Origin of the sequence: Agrobacterium sp. LAD9 (genome assembly GCF_003031125.1) — a bacterium.
Taxonomy (GTDB): Bacteria; Pseudomonadota; Alphaproteobacteria; order Rhizobiales; family Rhizobiaceae; genus Agrobacterium; species Agrobacterium radiobacter.
This window is the reverse complement of sequence record NZ_PHGS01000002.1, coordinates 424,338-442,306: the sequence shown is the minus strand read 5'-3', so window position 1 is coordinate 442,306 and position 17,969 is coordinate 424,338. Positions and strand designations below refer to the sequence as shown.

The window sequence follows — 17,969 nt, the reverse complement described above, 5'->3', positions numbered from 1 at the left end:
GACCGCCTGTATTAGTTGTGCTTTTTTCAACGAGAGAAAGGGGGACAATCTCGCGATATGGAAATTATCAATCCCGGCCATCAGAAATTTGACAGCCCTGCGTTGGGTTTACTTTCCGCCAACTCCTATTAACAAGCGGTTAAAACCAAAATCGAGCAATTACCGACGAAAATTCCTATTCTGAGACCGTAAAGCGCCGAAACTAAATTAAAAGTTCCTGAATTAATCGCGATTTCAACAGTAACGCGAGAAAATCAAAGCGGTCCGTTTGATCAGTGTCGGGCGGCGGCGTGTTCATCCCGCATCCGCTGCAACTCCGTGCGTTTGGATGCGATGGAGGCAACGATAACGCCGATGGTTACGAGCCCGATGAGGATCGTGCAGATGGCGTTGATTTCCGGCGTCACGCCAAGGCGTACCTGCGAATAGATCTTGATCGGCAGCGTCGTCGCACCGGGACCGGTGGCGAAGCTGGCGATGACAAGATCATCGAGCGACAGGGTGAAGGCCAGCATCCAGCCGGCGATGACGGCGGGAAAGATCAGCGGCAGGGTGATGCGGAAGAAGGTCTTGACCGGCGGGCAACCGAGATCGAGCGCCGCCTCCTCCAGACTGCGGTCGAAGGTCAAAAGGCGCGACTGCACGACGATCGCCACGTAACACATGGTGAAGGTGGTGTGCGCAATGACCACGGTCCAGAAACCGCGATCCACCCCGACCGCCACGAAGAGCAGCAGCAGCGACAGGCCGGTAATCACCTCCGGCATGACGAGCGGCGCATAGATCATGCCGGAAAACAGTACCCGACCCGGGAAGCGGACAAAGCGGGTGAGCGACAGCGCCGCCAGAGTGCCGAGGATGGTGCCGATGGTGGCGCTGAGGATACCGACGCGCAGCGTCACCCAGGCAGCATCCATCAGCCCCTGGTTCGACCACATGGAGCGATACCATTGCAGCGAAAAGCCGCCCCAGACGGTGACCAGCTTGGAGGCGTTGAAGGAATAAACGATCAGGATGATGATCGGGATATAAAGAAAGGCAAAACCGAGGGTGAGGACGGTGATGTCGAATTTTCCGCGCTTCATGGCCTCACCCCACCTTCTTCTGCTGGTTCTGGAAGATGGCGATGGGCACCACCAGCAACAGCAGAAGCAGCACGGCGACGGCGGATGCCAAAGGCCAGTCGCGGTTGCCGAAGAATTCCGTCCACAGCGTCTTGCCGATCATCAGCGTCTGCGCGCCACCCAGGAGATCGGGGATGACGAACTCGCCCGTTATCGGGATGAAGCAGATCATCGACCCGGCTACGACGCCCGGCAGGGAGAGCGGAAACGTGATCTTCCAGAAGGCCTTCCATGGCGGGCAACCAAGATCGGCAGCAGCTTCGAGGAGTGTATTGTCGAGCTTTTCCAGCGCCGAATAAAGCGGCAGCACCATGAAGGGCAGATAGGAATAAACAATGCCGATGAAGATCGCCGTCTCGGTGCGGAAGATATTGACCTGCTGGTCCGGCCCCAGAAGGCCGATCGACTGGAACAGCACCGTCAGCAGGCCTTCGGGCTTCAGAATGCCGATCCAGGCGTAAACGCGGATCAGGAACGAAGTCCAGAACGGCAGGATCACCAGCATCACCAGCGTCGGGCGAATGGATGACGGTGCGCGCGCCATCGCCAGCGCCATGGGATAACCGATCAGCAGCAGCAGGAAGGTGGAGATGAAGGCGATGCGCAGCGACGACAGATAGGCGTCGATGTAGAGCGGGTCTTCCGTCAGGAACAGGTAATTTTCGAAATCCAGCTGCGAAAAGAATTCGCCGAGCTTCGAAAACCCTTCGAAGACCGGCGTATAGGGCGGCATGGAGATCGCCGTATCCGACAGCGAGATCTTGAAGATGATTAAGAAGGGTGCTGCGAAAAACAGCAGCAGCCAGAAATAGGGAACCGCGACGACCAGCCAGCGCCAGGGGCTTTGCCGGTTTTCGGGAGTGGTGATCGCCATGAAAGCCTCCCTCAGCGCGTCAGGACAAGGCCGGAATCCGGCCTCCAGTTCAACCACACCATGTCGCCGAAGGTGATCGGACGATCCACGAGACGCGAGACGTTCGCTTGCGCGGCGCGGATGACGCGGCCATCGGCAAGCTTGACGATGAAGACCGAGAAGTCGCCGAGATAACCGATATCCCAGACCTCGCCATAGGCGGAGTTGACGCTGCTGTCGGCGGGCTGGTCTAGCGAGATGCGAACCTTTTCCGGGCGGATGGCGTAAGCGACCTGACTGCCGGTCGCGGCAGCACATTCCTGCTCCACCGCCACTTTCAGCCCTTCGCAATCCAGCGTCACCAGGCCAGGCTTGCCGGGATCCGAAGCATTGGCGACGACCTTCGCGTCGAAAATATTGATGTCGCCGATGAAGTCAGCCACGTAGCGGCTGTTCGGCGCCTCATAGATCTCGGCTGGTGTCGCCACCTGCACGACGTTGCCCTTGTCCATGACCGCGATGCGGTCCGACACGGTCATCGCCTCTTCCTGATCATGGGTGACGATGAGGAAGGTGAGGCCGAGATTGGTCTGGATGTCCATCAGCTCGAACTGCGTTTCTTCGCGCAGCTTCTTGTCGAGCGCGCCGAGAGGCTCATCGAGAAGAAGCACCTTCGGCCGCTTGGCAAGCGAACGCGCGAGCGCCACGCGCTGGCGCTGGCCGCCGGAAAGCTGGCTGGGCTTGCGCTTGGCGAATTCCGTGAGCTTGACGAGGCGCAGCATTTCCTCGACGCGGGCGGCGACGTCCGCCTTGGGCAGACCATCCTGCTCCAGACCGAAAGCGACGTTCTTTTCCACCGACATATGCGGGAAAAGCGCATAGGACTGGAACATCATGTTGGTGGGGCGCTTATAGGGCGGAACGCCGGAAATATCCTTGCCCTGCAGCAGGATGCGGCCCTCGGTCGGTTCCTCGAAACCGGCGAGCATGCGCATCAGCGTGGTCTTGCCGCAGCCGGAGGGACCAAGCAGCGAGAAGAACTCGCGCTCGTAAATATCGAGCGTCAGATTATTGACGGCGACAAAATCGCCAAAACGTTTGGTGACGTTTTCAAAGCGGATGAAGGGCACCGCATCGGGATTGTCCCAAGGGCTAAATTTGCGTTTGACCGGCCCCAGAGTTTTCGCCATTCACCCTACCCTCAAATCCCGTTGGTCTTTCGAACGATGCTTCGGGGCGGGCGACACCGGCAGGTCGTGGGACCTGCCGGCAAAGGATTTGAGAAACAGGCCCGCCGGCCGTTCCTCAACCAGCGGGCGGAGGTCTTAGCTGCCGGTCTTAATCTGCGTCCAGACGCGGTTCAGCACACGCTGTTCCTTCGGTCCGTAGGGCGAGATGGTGAAGAGCTTCTTCATCGTCTCCGCATTGGGATAGACCGCCGGGTTCTTGGCGACGGACTCATCCATCAACGCCTGCGAAGCGAGGTTGCCATTGGCATACTGAACGTAGTTGGACGCCTTGGCGATGACTTCCGGCCGCATCAGATAGTTGATGAAGGTGTGGGCTTCCTCGACATTCTTGGCATCCGCGGGGATGGCAAGGTTGTCGAACCACATATAGGTGCCTTCCTTCGGGATGATGTAGTTCACCTCGACGCCGTTCTTGGCTTCCTCGGCACGGCTCTTCGCCTGGAGGATGTCACCCGACCAGCCGATGGTGATGCAGCTGTCGCCATTCGCGAGTTCGTCGATATAGGCGGAGGAGTTGAAGGTCTTCACGAAAGGACGGATCTTCGAATAGACCTCGCCGCCGGCTTCCAGGTCGGCCGTTTCCTTGCTGTCGGGATTCTTGCCGAGATAATTCATGGCGATGGCGAAGGTTTCGTCCGACGCATCGAGAATATTGATACCGCAGGATTTCAACTTTTCGGCATTTTCCGGCTTGAAGAGAATATCCCAGCTATCGACGGGAACATCGCCAAGCGCTGCCTTCACCTTCGCGACGTTATAACCGATGCCGGTGGTGCCCCACATGTAGTTCACGGCATATTCGTTGCCGGGGTCGTATTTCGCCAGACGCTCGGAGACCTCGGGCCACAGGTTCTTCAGATTCGGCAACTTGGACTTGTCGAGTTTCTGGAACACGCCGGCATTGATCTGGCGGGCAAGGAAGGGGCCGGTCGGCACCACGACATCATAACCGGAGCTGCCGGCCAGAAGCTTGGTTTCCACAAGTTCGTTGCTGTCGAACACGTCATAGACGACCTTGATACCGGTTTCCTTGGTGAAATCGGTAAGGATCGATTCGTCGATATAATCCGACCAGTTATAGACGTGGACGACCTTCTCCTGGGCCATTGCCGAGCCTGCTGCAACGAGCGCGGTGGTGAGAGCCAAGGTCAGACGGAGAGAACGGTTTTTCATGATGTCTCCTGTTAACGCATCCTCACGGTGGAAGCGTGATCCCCTTTTTTTGGAGAGACTAGAAAGGAAAACAAAAGGGAGCAAGCGGGAAATGTGCAGCACAGCATTTTCAACCAAATGTGTTCCGGCCGCAAAAAAGCGGATGGAAACACCTACTGGAAGTCGAAAACACTAAGGCCGGTCACCATTTCATCCAGCCCCAGCGGCCGTGTCAGCGGCGCTTCGGCGCGCGACAGACAGCCCTGCCTTTCGCACAGCCGGCACGAGGGGCCGACGGCAACGGGCGACGCACCCGAGGCGGCTGGGCCATAGACCGTCTCTCCCGCCTGAGCGAGATCGCAACCGACAAGCACGGCCGTTCGCCGCACCCTCTCGCCGAAACCCGCCTGCGGGCCTTCCAGTGTGCGCGAAACCGTGAGGAAGGCATCACCGTCAGGCATCTCCACCGCCTCCACCAGCACCTGCCCCGGCTGGGCGAAGGCGGCATGGATATTAAGCCGCGGACAGAGGCCGCCGAACCGCGCCCTCGGAAAACCACCGGCCCCTGCGAGGCGGAACCGGTTGCCGGCATTGTCGATCTCCATCAGGAAAAACGGTATTGCCGCAGCCGTTGGCCGTTGCAGGCTGACGAGGCGATTGGCGGCCTGCTCGAACGACACGTTGAAGCGCGACCGCAAAACATCAAGATCGTATTTCGCGCGCTGGGCGGCAGCAAGGAATGCGCCATAAGGCATCATCAGGGCATGGGCGGCATAACGCGCCAGCTCGAAGCGGGCGATGCGCTTTGCCTCCTCCCCTTTCAAACCAAGCCCGTCAAGCTCCGCGCCTATCTCTTCGCGAAGGGCCAGAAGACAGGTCTCCATGGCCATTTCCCTCAGCTGATCCGGCTGCGACAGGCGCTCGGATAAAAACAGCCGCATCGAATGGCGGTCATAACGCCTCCTGAGGTTCGGCATGGCGTGTACAGGCAAGGTTCTGACCACGATACCGTGGTTTTTCTGCAGCCATGCCCTCAGCCCGGAGGCGAGATCATCGCCCGCCGCCAATTGTTTATGGAGTTCTTCCGCCGCCGCATCGATGGCGTGGAAATAGGCCGACCGGTTTTCAAAGACATGCCGCACCTCGTCGATCGGCAGGCGGGTGGAGGAGAGCGCCGTTTCGTGCCCTTCCCGCGCCAGAAGATCGGAAAGGTCGGAAAGGCGCTGCGCCTGTTCCCGGTAGGCCCGGTAAAGCTTGAGGACACCGCTTGCCGCATTGGGCGCCGCATCTGCGACCTCGATCAGCTCCTGCGGCGACGGCACCTCACCGGAAAGCAGCGGATCGGCGAAGACTTCACGCAGCTGCCCGGCGGAACCGGCGCTTTCGCCCTGCAGATCATCAAGATCGACCTTATAGACAGAGGCGAGCTTCAAAAGCAGCTGCACGGTCAGCGGTCGCTGGTTGCGCTCGATGAGATTGAGATAAGACGGCGAAATCGCCAGCGCCTCGGCCATGGCCGTCTGCGTCAGCCCCAGACCATTGCGAATGCGGCGCACGCGCGGGCCTGCAAAAATCTTGTTTTCCGACACCGTCTTGCCTCTCCATCCCGACGACTCATACAAGCCTGTTACAAACTCTCGGGGTGAATAGATTTTACAAAATTTACAATTTTACAGCTCCACCCTGTCATGCATCCTACAGGATAACCTCTTTCAAGTCACTGTTTTTATGTTTGTTCTGGCGCTCAAATCGCCAAAAATGTAAATGTAGTCACATCGAACGGCGCTTCACAAAGTTGAAGGCAGCACGTTTCCGAAACGGCATTTGTCAAGGGAGAGAGAAGTATGACGGATTTTTACAAACTTGTTCCGGGTGCACCGCAGGGACGCTTCGACGGCATCGAGCGCACTTACACCGCCGCGGATGTGGAGCGGCTGCGCGGCTCCGTCGAAATCCGCCATTCGCTGGCCGAAATGGGCGCGAACCGGCTGTGGAAGCTGATCGACGAGGAAAATTTCGTCAATGCGCTCGGCGCGCTTTCCGGCAACCAGGCCATGCAGATGGTTCGCGCCGGGCTGAAGGCGATCTATCTCTCGGGCTGGCAGGTTGCGGCGGATGCCAATACGGCGTCGGCCATGTATCCGGACCAGTCGCTTTATCCCGCCAATGCGGCGCCGGAGCTTGCAAAGCGCATCAACCGCACCCTGCAGCGCGCCGACCAGATCGAGACGGCGGAGGGCAAGGGCCTTTCGGTCGATACCTGGTTCGCGCCGATCGTTGCCGATGCGGAGGCCGGTTTCGGCGGGCCGCTCAACGCTTTCGAGATCATGAAGGCCTTCATCGAGGCAGGTGCTGCGGGTGTTCACTATGAAGACCAGCTGGCATCGGAAAAGAAGTGCGGTCATCTCGGCGGCAAGGTCCTGATCCCGACGGCGGCGCATATCCGCAACCTCACGGCGGCGCGGCTTGCGGCTGACGTCATGGGTGTGCCAACGCTGGTCATCGCCCGCACGGATGCGGAGGCCGCCAAGCTTCTGACCTCCGATATCGATGAGCGCGACCGTCCCTTCGTGGATTACGATGCCGGCCGCACCGTCGAGGGCTTTTATCAGGTCAAGAACGGTCTTGAGCCCTGTATAGCCCGCGCGGTGGCCTATGCACCCTATTGCGACCTGATCTGGTGCGAGACATCAAAGCCGGATCTCGAGCAGGCGCGCAGGTTTGCGGAAGGCGTGCACAAGGTGCATCCCGGCAAGAAGCTCGCCTACAATTGCTCGCCGTCGTTCAACTGGAAAAAGAACCTCGACGACGCGACGATTGCCAAGTTCCAGCGGGAACTGGGCGCAATGGGCTACAAATTCCAGTTCATTACGCTCGCCGGTTTCCACCAGCTGAATTTCGGCATGTTCGAACTGGCGCGCGGTTACAAGGACCGGCAGATGGCGGCTTATTCCGAGCTTCAGGAAGCGGAATTCGCAGCCGAGGCCAATGGTTACACCGCCACCAAACACCAGCGCGAAGTCGGCACCGGCTATTTCGACGCCGTGTCGCTCGCAATCTCCGGCGGCACGTCTTCGACGACAGCCATGAAGGAATCCACCGAGCACGACCAGTTCCGCCCGGCGGCCGAATAAACCTGCAAAAAACGCCCTTCCCGGCCGCGGGAAGGGCTTGCAAACCGGATCAAGAACCCCAACCAATAATGAGAGGAGAAATGCCATGAATGCCCACAACCCCATCAAGACCCACGTCAAGGAACGCGCCGAGGAGCAGTCCTCCGCCATGACGCAGGAGCAGCAGGCCGCCATCCGCATGCTGGCCAATGATCTGCACCGCCTCAACCAGGCCGTCATGAAAGCCGTCGAAGCCGGTGTTTCCGTCGAGCTGGTCCGCTCGGCCCGCCACCATGGCGGCGGCGGCAACTGGGGAGATCTTCTGATTCCCGTCATCGTCGCGCAAGGGCGTGACGCCGCCTGAAGCGACAGCCTTTCTTTTATGCCGGGCGGCTCTTGCGCCCGGCATAAAGATCGGAATGCCCCTTGATCAGACGGGTCATCCGATCCGCCACCGTCCTGATATCGCGGCGGTGGCGATCGTCATTGTTCATGACGATCCATTGATTGTGGCGGAGCGGCTCGATCTCATCGCCCTCCCGCATCAGCCGCGCATCGGCATCGCCCACGAAACACGGCAGCACGGCGACCCCTGCGCCCGCCAGTGCCAGATCGAGAAGCGCCGTCGGCCGGCTGACGGTCACCACAATATTGTCCCGCCGGTTTTCACGCGGCCAGCGCAGATAGGAGGAAATGGCGTTTTCCTCCGCTACTGCCAGCCACCGGTCTGAAACGGAGGTGGCGGCGTTGCGCAGCCGGTAGGGCGCATAGGCCACCTCCCCCGTTTTGATGGCGGCAAGGTTGCGCTCCTGCGGCTCGAAGGCGCGAATGCCGATATCGTTTTCGCGATGTGCCAGAGAGGCCCGCTGTTCGGCGATGAAAAGATCGATGCGGAAATCGTCGCGATCCGTGCAGATGGCGGAGAAATTGGCCGCCATCAGCCAGGCATTCCAGGTGCCGACGGCAATGCGTACGACAGATGAGGCCGACGAGGCCTTTTGCCATCCCTCGATATCCTTCGCCGCCTGTTCCATTGCCTGAAGGCGGTCGAACAGCGCACGGCCATCCGCCGTAAGCGTATATCCCGTCTGGCTGCGCAGGAAGAGAGGCTTGCCGACGCGTTCCTCCAGCTCGACCATGCGCCGTCCGATGGTCGCGGGGCTCAAACCCGTTATCGCCGCGGCCCCGGTCAGGCCGCCGCTGCGTGACACATCTAGAAAAAGCTGGTAGGAATCCCAGGTGACATTTTTCATCAGTGAAAAACGTAGCGCATTTTCTTACGCAGATAAAACAAAAAACGGCGTGCATCATGGCCTTCCGTAACAAGGAGAGCGAGATGGACGATCTGCACGCGTTTTATGCAGCACAGACTATCATTGAAAATCTAAAACCGCGCACGCGGCGGGAAGCCGTCCTGCAGGAAGACAAATTCTATACGGACATGGCAGAGGCATCACGTCTGTCGCGGTTTTTCAGCGCGATTGCGGGAATGATAAGAGCGAGACGCCGGGCTTCAATAAAAAAGAGCGATCAGGGCAGCCAGAGCACCGGCTGCGATTGCAGTCAGGCGAAAGACCAACTGCCTGCTCTCGCTTTCGACGCGGACGATGGCAATGGCGCGAGGGCGGCGATGTGCTGTTCTGTTCATGCGCGGGCTCCTGACTAAAAACTCAACCGACCCATGCCCTCTCAAGGCGTCCAGCATGACTTCATGTGCAGCGGGATCATAGGGCGATCCGGCTTTGCTGGCATTCGGTCAGGATGACTCCGCGCCCGTTAACAGATTGTTAAAAGGGCAAAGGCGGATAACAAACTCAGCCAAGGATTTTGGCAAACAGGTGGCATCCGCACACCGTCACCCCGGACTAGATCCGGGGTCTAGCCGACGCACGTCTTTGCGGCGAGAGAGTCTTTTCAGCCCAGGGACTTGAGCTGACTGGATACCGGCTCAAGGCCGGTATGACGGAGGAGACAAGTGCAAGCGCTTCAAAAACCTCAGACTATCTCACGCGAATTCGCCTGCTGCCTGCCCGGAAGCCCAGGCCCACTGGAAATTATAACCGCCGAGCCAGCCGGTCACATCAACACATTCGCCGATGAAATAAAGCCCCGCCACGGATTTTGCCGCCATGCTGCGGGAATCGAGGCCGGTCGTGTCCACACCGCCAAGCGTGACTTCCGCCGTGCGGTAACCTTCGGAACCGGCGGGCTTGACCTGCCAGTCCTGCACCTCGCCCGCAAGCTTCGCCAGCACCTTGTCCGACATATCGGCCAGATGGCCGGTGAGGCCGGATTGTTCGACGACATGCTGGGCAAGACGCTTCGGCAGGATTTCCGACAAAGCGGTCTGGGGTGACTGCCGACCGTTCTTCTGTTTCGCCTGCTTCAGAAGCGCGGCTATATCGCGATGCGGCTCAAGCTTCAGGCGGACCACATCACCCTCGCGCCAGTAGGATGAGATTTGCAGGATCGAGGGTCCGCTCAAACCGCGATGGGTGAAGAGCAGCGCTTCCTCAAACGAGGTCTTGCCATGGGAAACCTCAGCCGGAACCGCGACGCCGGCAAGCGGGCTCAGCTTTTCCAGCAAAGTGGGATCGAGCGTCAGCGGCACGAGACCGGGACGCGTCTCGATAAGCTTGAGGCCGAATTGCTCGGCGATCTGGTAGGCGAAACCGGTCGCGCCCATTTTCGGGATCGACTTACCGCCCGTCGCCACAACGACGCTTTCCGCCTCGATGACGCCGCCTGATGTCGTGACGCGAAACCGCCCGCCGTCATGGGTGACGGCCGAGACTGACGTTTCGAGCCGCAGCTTCGCATTGACTGCCTGCATTTCGCCAAGCAGCATGCGGATGATATCCTTGGCGCTGTCGTCACAGAAAAGCTGGCCGAGCGTCTTTTCATGCCAGGCGATGCGGTGTTTTTCGACAAGGGCAATGAAATCGCGCGGCGTATAACGGGCTAGAGCGGATTTGGCGAAATGCGGATTGGCGGAGAGATAATTCTTCGGCCCGGCATGGATATTGGTGAAGTTGCAGCGGCCGCCGCCGGAGATGCGGATCTTTTCGCCCGGCGCCTTCGCATGGTCGAGAATTATGACGGAGCGGCCGCGCTGGCCGGCGCGGATGGCGCACATCATGCCGGCGGCGCCCGCCCCCAAAATCAGCACGTCACATTTCTCTGTCATCATTCCATCCGATCCGTTTCCTTTCCTCTTTTCGAAGTGCCGCCGCTTGTCAATGGCGCTTTCCCCCTCGCCAATTGCCAAACTACGGTTATGATGGCTCCACCAGAAACACAGACCCGGTGATACATGCCCCCGAAGAAAACCATGCTCCGCCCGAAGAAACAGGCAACCATGGCAAAGACACCTCCCCTCGACCTCTCCTCCACCCGTGGCGTTTCCTCCTGGCGCGAAGCCGCGCAATGGCTGAGGGCGCGCGGTATCGAAGACATAGAATGCATCACCCCCGATCTTGCCGGCGTTGCGCGCGGCAAGATGATGCCGACGGCAAAGTTCACGGGCGACACCTCGCTTGCCCTGCCCTCCGCGCTCTACCGCCATACGATATCAGGCGAATATCCTGATGAGACCGCTAATTTCCGTTACGAGCCGCGCGACAGTGACCTGAAGCTGGTGCCTGATCTTTCCACGCTCTCCGTCGTGCCGTGGGAGAGCGACCCGACCGCGCAGGTGATCTGCGACGTCGTGGATGCGGAAGGCAATTTCGTCCCCTATACGCCGCGCAACGTGCTGAAGAACGTGCTGTCGCTTTATACGGAAAAGGGCTGGAAGCCGGTCGTCGCGCCGGAAATCGAATTCTACCTCGTCGCCATGAATGACGACCCGGATTATCCGCTGCATCCGCCGAAGGGCCGGTCCGGCCGCTCCATTGTCGGCGGGCAGAGCTATTCCATCGCCGGCATCAACGAGTTCGACGAGCTGATCGACGATATCTATCACTTCTCGGAAAAGCAGGGCCTCGAGATCGATACGCTGATCCACGAGGAAGGCCCGGCGCAGCTGGAGATCAACCTGCGCCACGGCGACCCCATCGAGCTTGCCGATCAGGTTTTCCTGTTCAAGCGCACCATCCGCGAGGCGGCGCTGAAGCACGGCATCTACGCTACCTTCATGGCCAAGCCGATGCAGGGCCAGCCGGGTTCGGCCATGCATATTCACCAGTCGGTGGTGGAAATCGACAGCGGCCGCAATATTTTCTCGAACAAGGATGGCGGCCCTTCCAAGGAGTTCTTCTCCTTCGTCGGCGGCATGCAGCGTTACGTTCCGAACGCGCTTGTCATGCTCGCGCCCTATGTGAATTCCTATCGCCGCCTGACGCCTGATATGGCCTGCCCGGTCAACAATGCCTGGGGTTACGACAACCGCACGACCGCCTTCCGCGTGCCGATTTCCGGCCCGCAGGCGCGGCGCGTCGAAAACCGCCTGCCGAGTTCGGACGCCAATCCCTACCTCGCGCTTGCCGCCTCGCTCGGCTGCGGCTGGCTCGGCATCGTCAACAATATCGAACCGACCGAACCGACCGCCGAGACGGCCAATGAAGGTTCCATCGACCTGCCGCGCGGGCTTCTGGAGGCCGTGGCGCTGCTGGAAGGCGAAGAACAGTTCGAGCGGGTGTTTGGCCATGAATTCGTGGGCCTTTATGCGGGCCTGAAACGCGGGGAGTTCGAGACCTTCATGCAGGTCATCAGCCCCTGGGAGCGCGAGTTCCTGCTTCTCAACGTGTGAGGAACCACGAGCATGACATGGCAAAGCCCGATTGCGCCGGGAATTTCCTGGTATCAGGCAACCGTCGGCGAGCGGCCGGACTATCCTGCCCTCGATGGATCGAAGCAAGTTGATGTCGCGATCATCGGCGGCGGTTATACCGGCCTTCAGGCCGCCTGTAACCTCGCCGAAAACGGCGTCTCCGTCGCCCTCATCGAGGCGCATCGTTTTGGCGATGGCGCTTCCGGCCGCAACGGCGGCCAGTTCGGCACCGGCCAGCGCTCCTTTCCGGACGAAATGGAGGCCGAGATCGGCTTCGAGCAATCGAAGCTGCTGTTCGACATTGCCGAGGACGCCAAGAATTACGTGCGCGATTTCGCAAGCAGCCGCGGCATCGACATGGAATATCTGCCGGGGCAGCTCTATGTGGCGCACAAGGCGGCTTACGAGGATGATTATCGCAGAAGCGTGGATGCGATGAACAATCGTTACGGCTATCCGCATATTTCCTACATGGAGCGTGGCGAAGCACGCAAACGCGTCGGCTCCACCCATTATTTCGGCGGCACGCGCGACACCGGCACCGGCCACATTCACCCGCTGAAGCTGCTGGTCGGGCTGGCGAAGGCGGCGCAAGCGGCAGGTGCCGCCATTTATGAGATGACCCCCGCCAGGTCCATCCGGCAGGCGGGCGGCAAGACCATCATCGAGACGCCCTTCGGCACGATCACCGCGCCGCGGGTACTGATCGCCACCAATGCCTATATTGGCAATCTGGAACCGGTAACGGCTGCCCATATCATGCCGATCCGCTCCTTCATCGGCGCCACCGCACCGCTCGACGCCTATCCTGATATCATCCCCGGCAAGGAAGCCGTCGCCGATTCCCGCTTCGTGGTGCGTTATTTCCGCAAGACGGCCGACAACCGGCTGCTGTTCGGCGGGCGCGAGGCCTATACGGCCGATGCGCCACGCGATATTTCCAGCCATATCCGCCGGCAGATCGCCGAGATTTATCCCGAGCTGAAGGCTGTCGAAATCACCCATTCCTGGGGCGGCTCCGTCGGCATTACCCTGCCGCGCAAGGTCTTCGTGCGCGACGTCATGCCCGGCGTCACCTCCATCGGCGGTTATTCCGGCCACGGCGTGATGCTGTCGAATTATTGCGGCAAGCTCTATGCCGATCTGGTTCTCGGCAAAAAGGACATGCTGGAGCCCTTCGCCCGGCTGAAGGTGCCGTCTTTCCCCGGTGGGGCATCGCTGCGTGCGCCGCTGCTTTTCCTGGCGCTCTCCTGGTACGCGCTGCGAGACAGGTTTTAGGGCAATGTTAATAGACTGTTACCGGCGGCGGGCGAGTTGGCGGAAGCAAAATTCATAATTTCACATAACTGAGTCTGGCATTTTTAAATCGATTAGATTATTGATGCCCCCCAACCCTTGAAGATCGAGAGAATCGATATGAGCAGTCAGATCATTCCTGTTGAACCTTTTGATTGTGTCGTTTTCGGCGGCACGGGCGATCTTGCCGAGCGCAAGCTTCTGCCGGCCCTTTATCACCGGCAGGTTGAAGGCCAGTTCACGGAGCCGACCCGCATCATCGGCGCGTCGCGTTCGGTCATGACCCATGAGGAATATCGCAAATTTGCGCAGGACGCTCTGAAGGAGCACCTGAAGGCCGGTGAATATGACGACGCACAGGTTGCCGTGTTCCTGAACAGGCTTTTCTACGTGCCTGTTGATGCCAAGGGCAACAATGGCTGGGACGTGCTGAAGAAGCTGCTGGACGAAGGCAAGGAGCGCGTGCGCGCCTTCTATCTGGCTGTCGCACCGGGCATTTTCGGCGATATCGCCGACAAGATCCGCGAACACAAGCTCATCACCCGCTCGACCCGCATCGTTGTTGAAAAGCCGATCGGCCGCGATTTGGCCTCTGCCCAGGAACTCAACGACACGATCGGCCACGTCTTCAAGGAAGAGCAGATCTTCCGTATCGACCACTATCTCGGCAAGGAGACGGTGCAGAACCTGATGGCGCTGCGTTTCGCCAACGCGCTTTATGAGCCGCTGTGGAATTCCGCCCATATCGACCACGTTCAGATCACGGTCGCCGAAGCGGTCGGCCTCGAAGGCCGCGCCGGTTATTACGACAAGGCCGGTGCGCTGCGCGACATGGTTCAGAACCACATCCTGCAGCTGCTTTGCCTTGTCGCCATGGAGCCGCCCGCTTCCATGAAATCGGAAGCCGTGCGTGACGAAAAGCTCAAGGTGCTGCGTTCGTTGAAGCCGATCGACACCAGCAATGTCGAAAAGCTGACTGTGCGCGGACAGTACCGCGCCGGCGCTTCCGCAGGCGGCCCGGTCAAGGGCTATCTGGAAGAGCTGGAAGGCGGTGTTTCCAACACCGAAACCTTCGTCGCCATCAAGGCTGAAATCGCCAACTGGCGCTGGGCCGGCGTTCCCTTCTACATCCGCACGGGAAAACGCCTCGCGACCCGCGTTTCGGAAATCGTCGTCACATTCAAGCAGATCCCGCATTCGATCTTCGACGATGCGGCCGGCAAGATCGAGGCCAACAAGCTGGTCATTCGCCTGCAGCCGGATGAAGGCGTCAAGCAGTCGCTCCTCATCAAGGACCCCGGCCCGGGCGGCATGCGCCTGCGTCAGGTCTCGCTGGACATGAGCTTTGCCGAAGCCTTCAACGTGCGCAGCCCCGATGCCTATGAGCGGCTGTTGATGGACACCATCCGCTCCAACCAGACGCTGTTCATGCGCCGCGACGAGGTCGAGGCCGCGTGGGACTGGATCGATCCCATTCTCAAGAGCTGGGAAGAGCTGGGACAGGGCGTGCAGGGTTATACCGCTGGCACCTGGGGCCCGAGCGGCTCGATCGCACTGATCGAGCGTGACGGTCGCACCTGGCACGATGCCGATTGAGGGCGCACCGATGAGCGAAACGATCCACGTCTTCGACACCGCCGCCGAACTGGCAACCGCGCTTGCGGCGGAGGTTGCCAAACGCCTTGATGCGGCAACGAAGGATCGCGGTACGGCGAGCATCGCCGTATCCGGCGGTTCGACGCCCAAGCTGTTCTTTCAGGCGCTTTCCAAACACGATCTCGACTGGCCGAATATCAGCGTGACGCTGGTGGACGAACGTTTCGTGCCACCGGAAAGCGACCGTTCGAACCACCGTCTCGTTGCGGAGAACCTGCTGCAGGACAAGGCGAAGTCGGCCTATTTCGTGCCGCTGTTCCAGCCGGCGGCCTCGCCCGAGGATGCGGCGACGCTTGCGACCGTCAAGACCGAGGCGATCTGCGATCCCTTCGATGTCGTCATTCTCGGCATGGGAACGGATGGCCATACGGCATCGTTCTTCCCCGGTGGAGACAATCTCTACGAAGCGCTCGACCTTGATGAACCGCGCGGCGTCCTGACCATGGCGGCGGAGAATGCGGGAGAGGAGCGGTTGACCTTCAACTTCTCCAGCCTGCACGATGCCGATTTCCTCGTGCTGCATATCGAAGGTGCGGCCAAGAAGGCGACGCTGGAGAAGGCGCAGTCTGGCGAGGATGAGGATGAAATGCCGATCCGCGCCGTGCTGAACCGGGCCGAGACGCCCGTGGATATATACTGGGCGCCATGAGCCAACGCGGTTGCCGCCTCTGCGGCCCCGCGACAAGCGCCCGAAGACATGAAGACTGAAACACGACAACCGGCCGCTCACCTCCCGGAACGCCGGTTGCCGACCAACGAACAGGATGAACGCCCATGTCCGCCGATTCCCGCATTCAGGCCATCACCGCCCGCATCGTCGAACGTTCCAAGCCCTACCGCGAGACCTATCTCGAGCGGCTGCGGCTGCAGGTTTCAAAAGGCGTTCACCGCTCCGTTCTGTCCTGCGGCAATCTCGCGCATGGATTTGCCGTCTGTTCCCCCGCCGACAAGGACATCCTTGCCGGCGACCGGGTTCCCAATCTCGGCATCATCACCGCCTATAACGACATGCTCTCGGCGCATCAGCCCTATGAGACCTTCCCGGCGATCATTCGCGATGCGGCAAAAGAAGCGGGCGGCATAGCACAGGTGGCGGGCGCGGTTCCCGCCATGTGCGACGGCGTAACCCAGGGTCAGCCCGGCATGGAGCTTTCGCTGTTTTCCCGCGACGCTATCGCCATGGCGGCCGGCATCGGCCTGTCGCACAACATGTTCGACGCCGCCGTCTATCTCGGCGTCTGCGACAAGATCGTGCCCGGCCTCGTCATTGCCGCACTCGCCTTCGGCCACCTGCCCGCCGTCTTCGTTCCTGCCGGCCCGATGACATCAGGTCTGCCGAATGACGAGAAGTCGCGCATCCGTCAGCTGTATGCGGAAGGCAAGGTCGGTCGCGCCGAGCTCCTGGAGGCGGAATCCAAGTCCTATCACGGTCCCGGCACCTGCACCTTCTACGGCACCGCCAATTCCAACCAGATGCTGATGGAGATCATGGGCTTCCATATGCCCGGTTCCTCCTTCATCAATCCCGGCACGCCGCTGCGCGATGCGCTGACGCGTGAAGCTGCAAAGCGCGCACTGGCGATTACGGCGCAGGGCAATGAATTTACCCCGGCCGGCGAGATGATCGATGAAAGGTCTGTCGTCAACGGCGTCGTCGGCCTGCATGCGACGGGCGGTTCCACCAACCACACCATGCATCTGATCGCCATGGCGCGCGCCGCCGGCATCATCCTTACCTGGCAGGATATTTCCGATCTCTCGGATATCGTGCCGCTGCTCGCCCGCGTCTATCCCAACGGTCTTGCCGATGTGAACCATTTCCACGCCGCCGGCGGCATGGGTTTCCTCATCAAGCAGCTGCTGAAACAGGGCTTCGTGCATGACGATGTGCGCACCGTCTTCGGACAGGGGCTAGAGGCTTACACCGTGGATGCCATGCTTGATGAGAAGGGCGCAGTTGTCCGCCAGCCCTCCCCCGAGCAGAGCCATGATCCGAAGGTTCTCTCCAGCGTCGAAACACCGTTCCAGCCGACGGGCGGCCTGAAGATGCTGACCGGCAATCTCGGCAAATCGGTCATCAAGATTTCCGCCGTCAAACCGGAGCGCCACATCATCGAGGCACCGGCGATCGTCTTTAACGATCAGCAGGAGCTTCAGGACGCGTTCAAGGATGGCAAGCTCAACCGCGACTTCATTGCGGTCGTCCGCTTCCAGGGCCCGAAGGCCAACGGCATGCCGGAACTGCACCGCCTGACGCCGCCGCTTGGTGTGCTGCAGGATCGCGGCTTCAAGGTGGCGCTGGTGACCGATGGGCGCATGTCCGGCGCCTCCGGCAAGGTGCCGGCGGCCATCCACGTCACGCCTGAGGCTTCCGATTGCGGGCCGATCTCGCTCATCCGCGACGGCGACATCATCCGTCTCGACGCCATTTCCGGCTCGCTCGAGGTGCTGGTTTCCGCCGCCGAGCTGGCAAAACGCGAACCGGCGCGCGCCGACCTCTCCGGCAATGAATGGGGCATGGGCCGCGAACTTTTCGCCCCCTTCCGCCGCAATGCCGGACCGGCCGATCAGGGCGCCAGCGTCCTCTTCCATTGATTTTGTGGAGGCGATGGCCTGATGCGGCCTTCGCCTTTCAACCTTACTTTGCGGTGTCACCCGGATGCCGCCAGAAACCGCTTTATTTCCCATATCTTAAACGTCAGACTTGTCATGCGACTGTGATGATCGCCCTATAGGGCCTTCTCCAGCCAGCCG

General features: G+C 60.2%; 15 protein-coding genes. 8 read left to right on the top strand and 7 right to left on the bottom strand.

The window, feature by feature from the left end; all coding sequences use genetic code 11:
- Positions 1–272: 272 nt before the first annotated feature.
- The 5 genes from DA915_RS03005 to DA915_RS02985 form a co-directional block, all read right to left on the bottom strand.
- Positions 273–1,085, bottom strand: coding sequence for an ABC transporter permease (locus tag DA915_RS03005; RefSeq protein ID WP_107675102.1), 813 nt, complete (start codon positions 1,083–1,085; stop codon positions 273–275).
- A 4-nt stretch (positions 1,086–1,089) separates the two neighbouring features.
- The gene (locus DA915_RS03000; RefSeq protein ID WP_003503296.1) at positions 1,090–1,998 is read right to left on the bottom strand and encodes an ABC transporter permease subunit; all 909 of its coding nucleotides are present in this window, start codon (positions 1,996–1,998) and stop codon (positions 1,090–1,092) included.
- Positions 1,999–2,009: 11 nt separating this feature from the next.
- Entirely contained in the window at positions 2,010–3,167 is a 1,158-nt protein-coding gene (locus DA915_RS02995) for an ABC transporter ATP-binding protein (RefSeq protein WP_107675101.1), read from the bottom strand.
- 135 nt (positions 3,168–3,302) lie between these two features.
- Positions 3,303–4,400 carry a polyamine ABC transporter substrate-binding protein gene (locus DA915_RS02990; protein WP_003503300.1) on the bottom strand — a complete coding sequence of 366 codons (1,098 nt, stop codon included), beginning with the start codon at positions 4,398–4,400 and terminating at the stop codon, positions 3,303–3,305.
- 152 nt (positions 4,401–4,552) lie between these two features.
- Positions 4,553–5,968, bottom strand: a complete 1,416-nt coding sequence (locus tag DA915_RS02985) for a short-chain fatty acyl-CoA regulator family protein (RefSeq protein WP_107675100.1) — start codon at positions 5,966–5,968, stop codon at positions 4,553–4,555.
- A gap of 255 nt (positions 5,969–6,223) precedes the next feature.
- Between DA915_RS02985 and aceA the strand changes: the two genes are divergently transcribed.
- Together aceA and DA915_RS02975 are read left to right on the top strand one after the other, a co-directional pair.
- Positions 6,224–7,513, top strand: coding sequence for an isocitrate lyase (aceA, locus tag DA915_RS02980; RefSeq protein WP_107675099.1), 1,290 nt, complete (start codon positions 6,224–6,226; stop codon positions 7,511–7,513).
- 85 nt (positions 7,514–7,598) lie between these two features.
- Positions 7,599–7,856: a hypothetical protein gene (locus tag DA915_RS02975; RefSeq protein WP_003503306.1), complete on the top strand. Its 258-nt coding sequence runs from the start codon at positions 7,599–7,601 to the stop codon at positions 7,854–7,856.
- A gap of 16 nt (positions 7,857–7,872) precedes the next feature.
- Here DA915_RS02975 and DA915_RS02970 read toward each other — a convergent pair whose 3' ends face one another.
- Positions 7,873–8,745, bottom strand: coding sequence for a LysR family transcriptional regulator (locus DA915_RS02970; RefSeq protein WP_107675098.1), 873 nt, complete (start codon positions 8,743–8,745; stop codon positions 7,873–7,875).
- A gap of 92 nt (positions 8,746–8,837) precedes the next feature.
- Between DA915_RS02970 and DA915_RS02965 the strand changes: the two genes are divergently transcribed.
- A complete protein-coding gene (locus DA915_RS02965; protein WP_107675143.1) occupies positions 8,838–9,158 on the top strand; it encodes a hypothetical protein in 321 nt (106 codons plus the stop codon).
- Between the two features lie 339 nt (positions 9,159–9,497).
- Here the strand turns inward: DA915_RS02965 and DA915_RS02960 are convergent, their stop codons facing one another.
- Positions 9,498–10,682 carry an NAD(P)/FAD-dependent oxidoreductase gene (locus tag DA915_RS02960; protein ID WP_107675097.1) on the bottom strand — a complete coding sequence of 395 codons (1,185 nt, stop codon included), beginning with the start codon at positions 10,680–10,682 and terminating at the stop codon, positions 9,498–9,500.
- 123 nt (positions 10,683–10,805) lie between these two features.
- On the opposite strand from DA915_RS02960, the gene DA915_RS02955 reads away from it, so the two are divergent.
- The 5 genes from DA915_RS02955 to edd all read left to right on the top strand — a co-directional run bounded on the left by DA915_RS02955 (position 10,806) and on the right by edd (position 17,810).
- Positions 10,806–12,242, top strand: a complete 1,437-nt coding sequence (locus DA915_RS02955) for a glutamine synthetase family protein (protein WP_020010462.1) — start codon at positions 10,806–10,808, stop codon at positions 12,240–12,242.
- A 12-nt stretch (positions 12,243–12,254) separates the two neighbouring features.
- On the top strand, positions 12,255–13,541 hold the full coding sequence (locus tag DA915_RS02950; protein WP_080865822.1) for an FAD-binding oxidoreductase: 1,287 nt from the start codon (positions 12,255–12,257) through the stop codon (positions 13,539–13,541).
- A gap of 138 nt (positions 13,542–13,679) precedes the next feature.
- The gene (zwf, locus tag DA915_RS02945; RefSeq protein WP_026363666.1) at positions 13,680–15,155 is read left to right on the top strand and encodes a glucose-6-phosphate dehydrogenase; all 1,476 of its coding nucleotides are present in this window, start codon (positions 13,680–13,682) and stop codon (positions 15,153–15,155) included.
- Between the two features lie 10 nt (positions 15,156–15,165).
- A complete protein-coding gene (gene pgl, locus DA915_RS02940) occupies positions 15,166–15,864 on the top strand; it encodes a 6-phosphogluconolactonase (protein ID WP_099086156.1) in 699 nt (232 codons plus the stop codon).
- A gap of 125 nt (positions 15,865–15,989) precedes the next feature.
- On the top strand, positions 15,990–17,810 hold the full coding sequence (gene edd / locus DA915_RS02935) for a phosphogluconate dehydratase (RefSeq protein WP_003503326.1): 1,821 nt from the start codon (positions 15,990–15,992) through the stop codon (positions 17,808–17,810).
- Positions 17,811–17,969 lie beyond the last annotated feature (159 nt).

Coding starts and splice junctions, on each gene's coding strand:
- DA915_RS03005 (WP_107675102.1), bottom strand. CDS start 1,085: ATGAAGCGCGGAAAATTCGACATCACCGTCCTCACCCTCGGTTTTGCC.
- DA915_RS03000 (WP_003503296.1), bottom strand. CDS start 1,998: ATGGCGATCACCACTCCCGAAAACCGGCAAAGCCCCTGGCGCTGGCTG.
- DA915_RS02995 (WP_107675101.1), bottom strand. CDS start 3,167: ATGGCGAAAACTCTGGGGCCGGTCAAACGCAAATTTAGCCCTTGGGAC.
- DA915_RS02990 (WP_003503300.1), bottom strand. CDS start 4,400: ATGAAAAACCGTTCTCTCCGTCTGACCTTGGCTCTCACCACCGCGCTC.
- aceA (WP_107675099.1), top strand. CDS start 6,224: ATGACGGATTTTTACAAACTTGTTCCGGGTGCACCGCAGGGACGCTTC.
- DA915_RS02975 (WP_003503306.1), top strand. CDS start 7,599: ATGAATGCCCACAACCCCATCAAGACCCACGTCAAGGAACGCGCCGAG.
- DA915_RS02970 (WP_107675098.1), bottom strand. CDS start 8,745: ATGAAAAATGTCACCTGGGATTCCTACCAGCTTTTTCTAGATGTGTCA.
- DA915_RS02960 (WP_107675097.1), bottom strand. CDS start 10,682: ATGATGACAGAGAAATGTGACGTGCTGATTTTGGGGGCGGGCGCCGCC.
- DA915_RS02955 (WP_020010462.1), top strand. CDS start 10,806: ATGCCCCCGAAGAAAACCATGCTCCGCCCGAAGAAACAGGCAACCATG.
- DA915_RS02950 (WP_080865822.1), top strand. CDS start 12,255: ATGACATGGCAAAGCCCGATTGCGCCGGGAATTTCCTGGTATCAGGCA.
- zwf (WP_026363666.1), top strand. CDS start 13,680: ATGAGCAGTCAGATCATTCCTGTTGAACCTTTTGATTGTGTCGTTTTC.
- pgl (WP_099086156.1), top strand. CDS start 15,166: ATGAGCGAAACGATCCACGTCTTCGACACCGCCGCCGAACTGGCAACC.
- edd (WP_003503326.1), top strand. CDS start 15,990: ATGTCCGCCGATTCCCGCATTCAGGCCATCACCGCCCGCATCGTCGAA.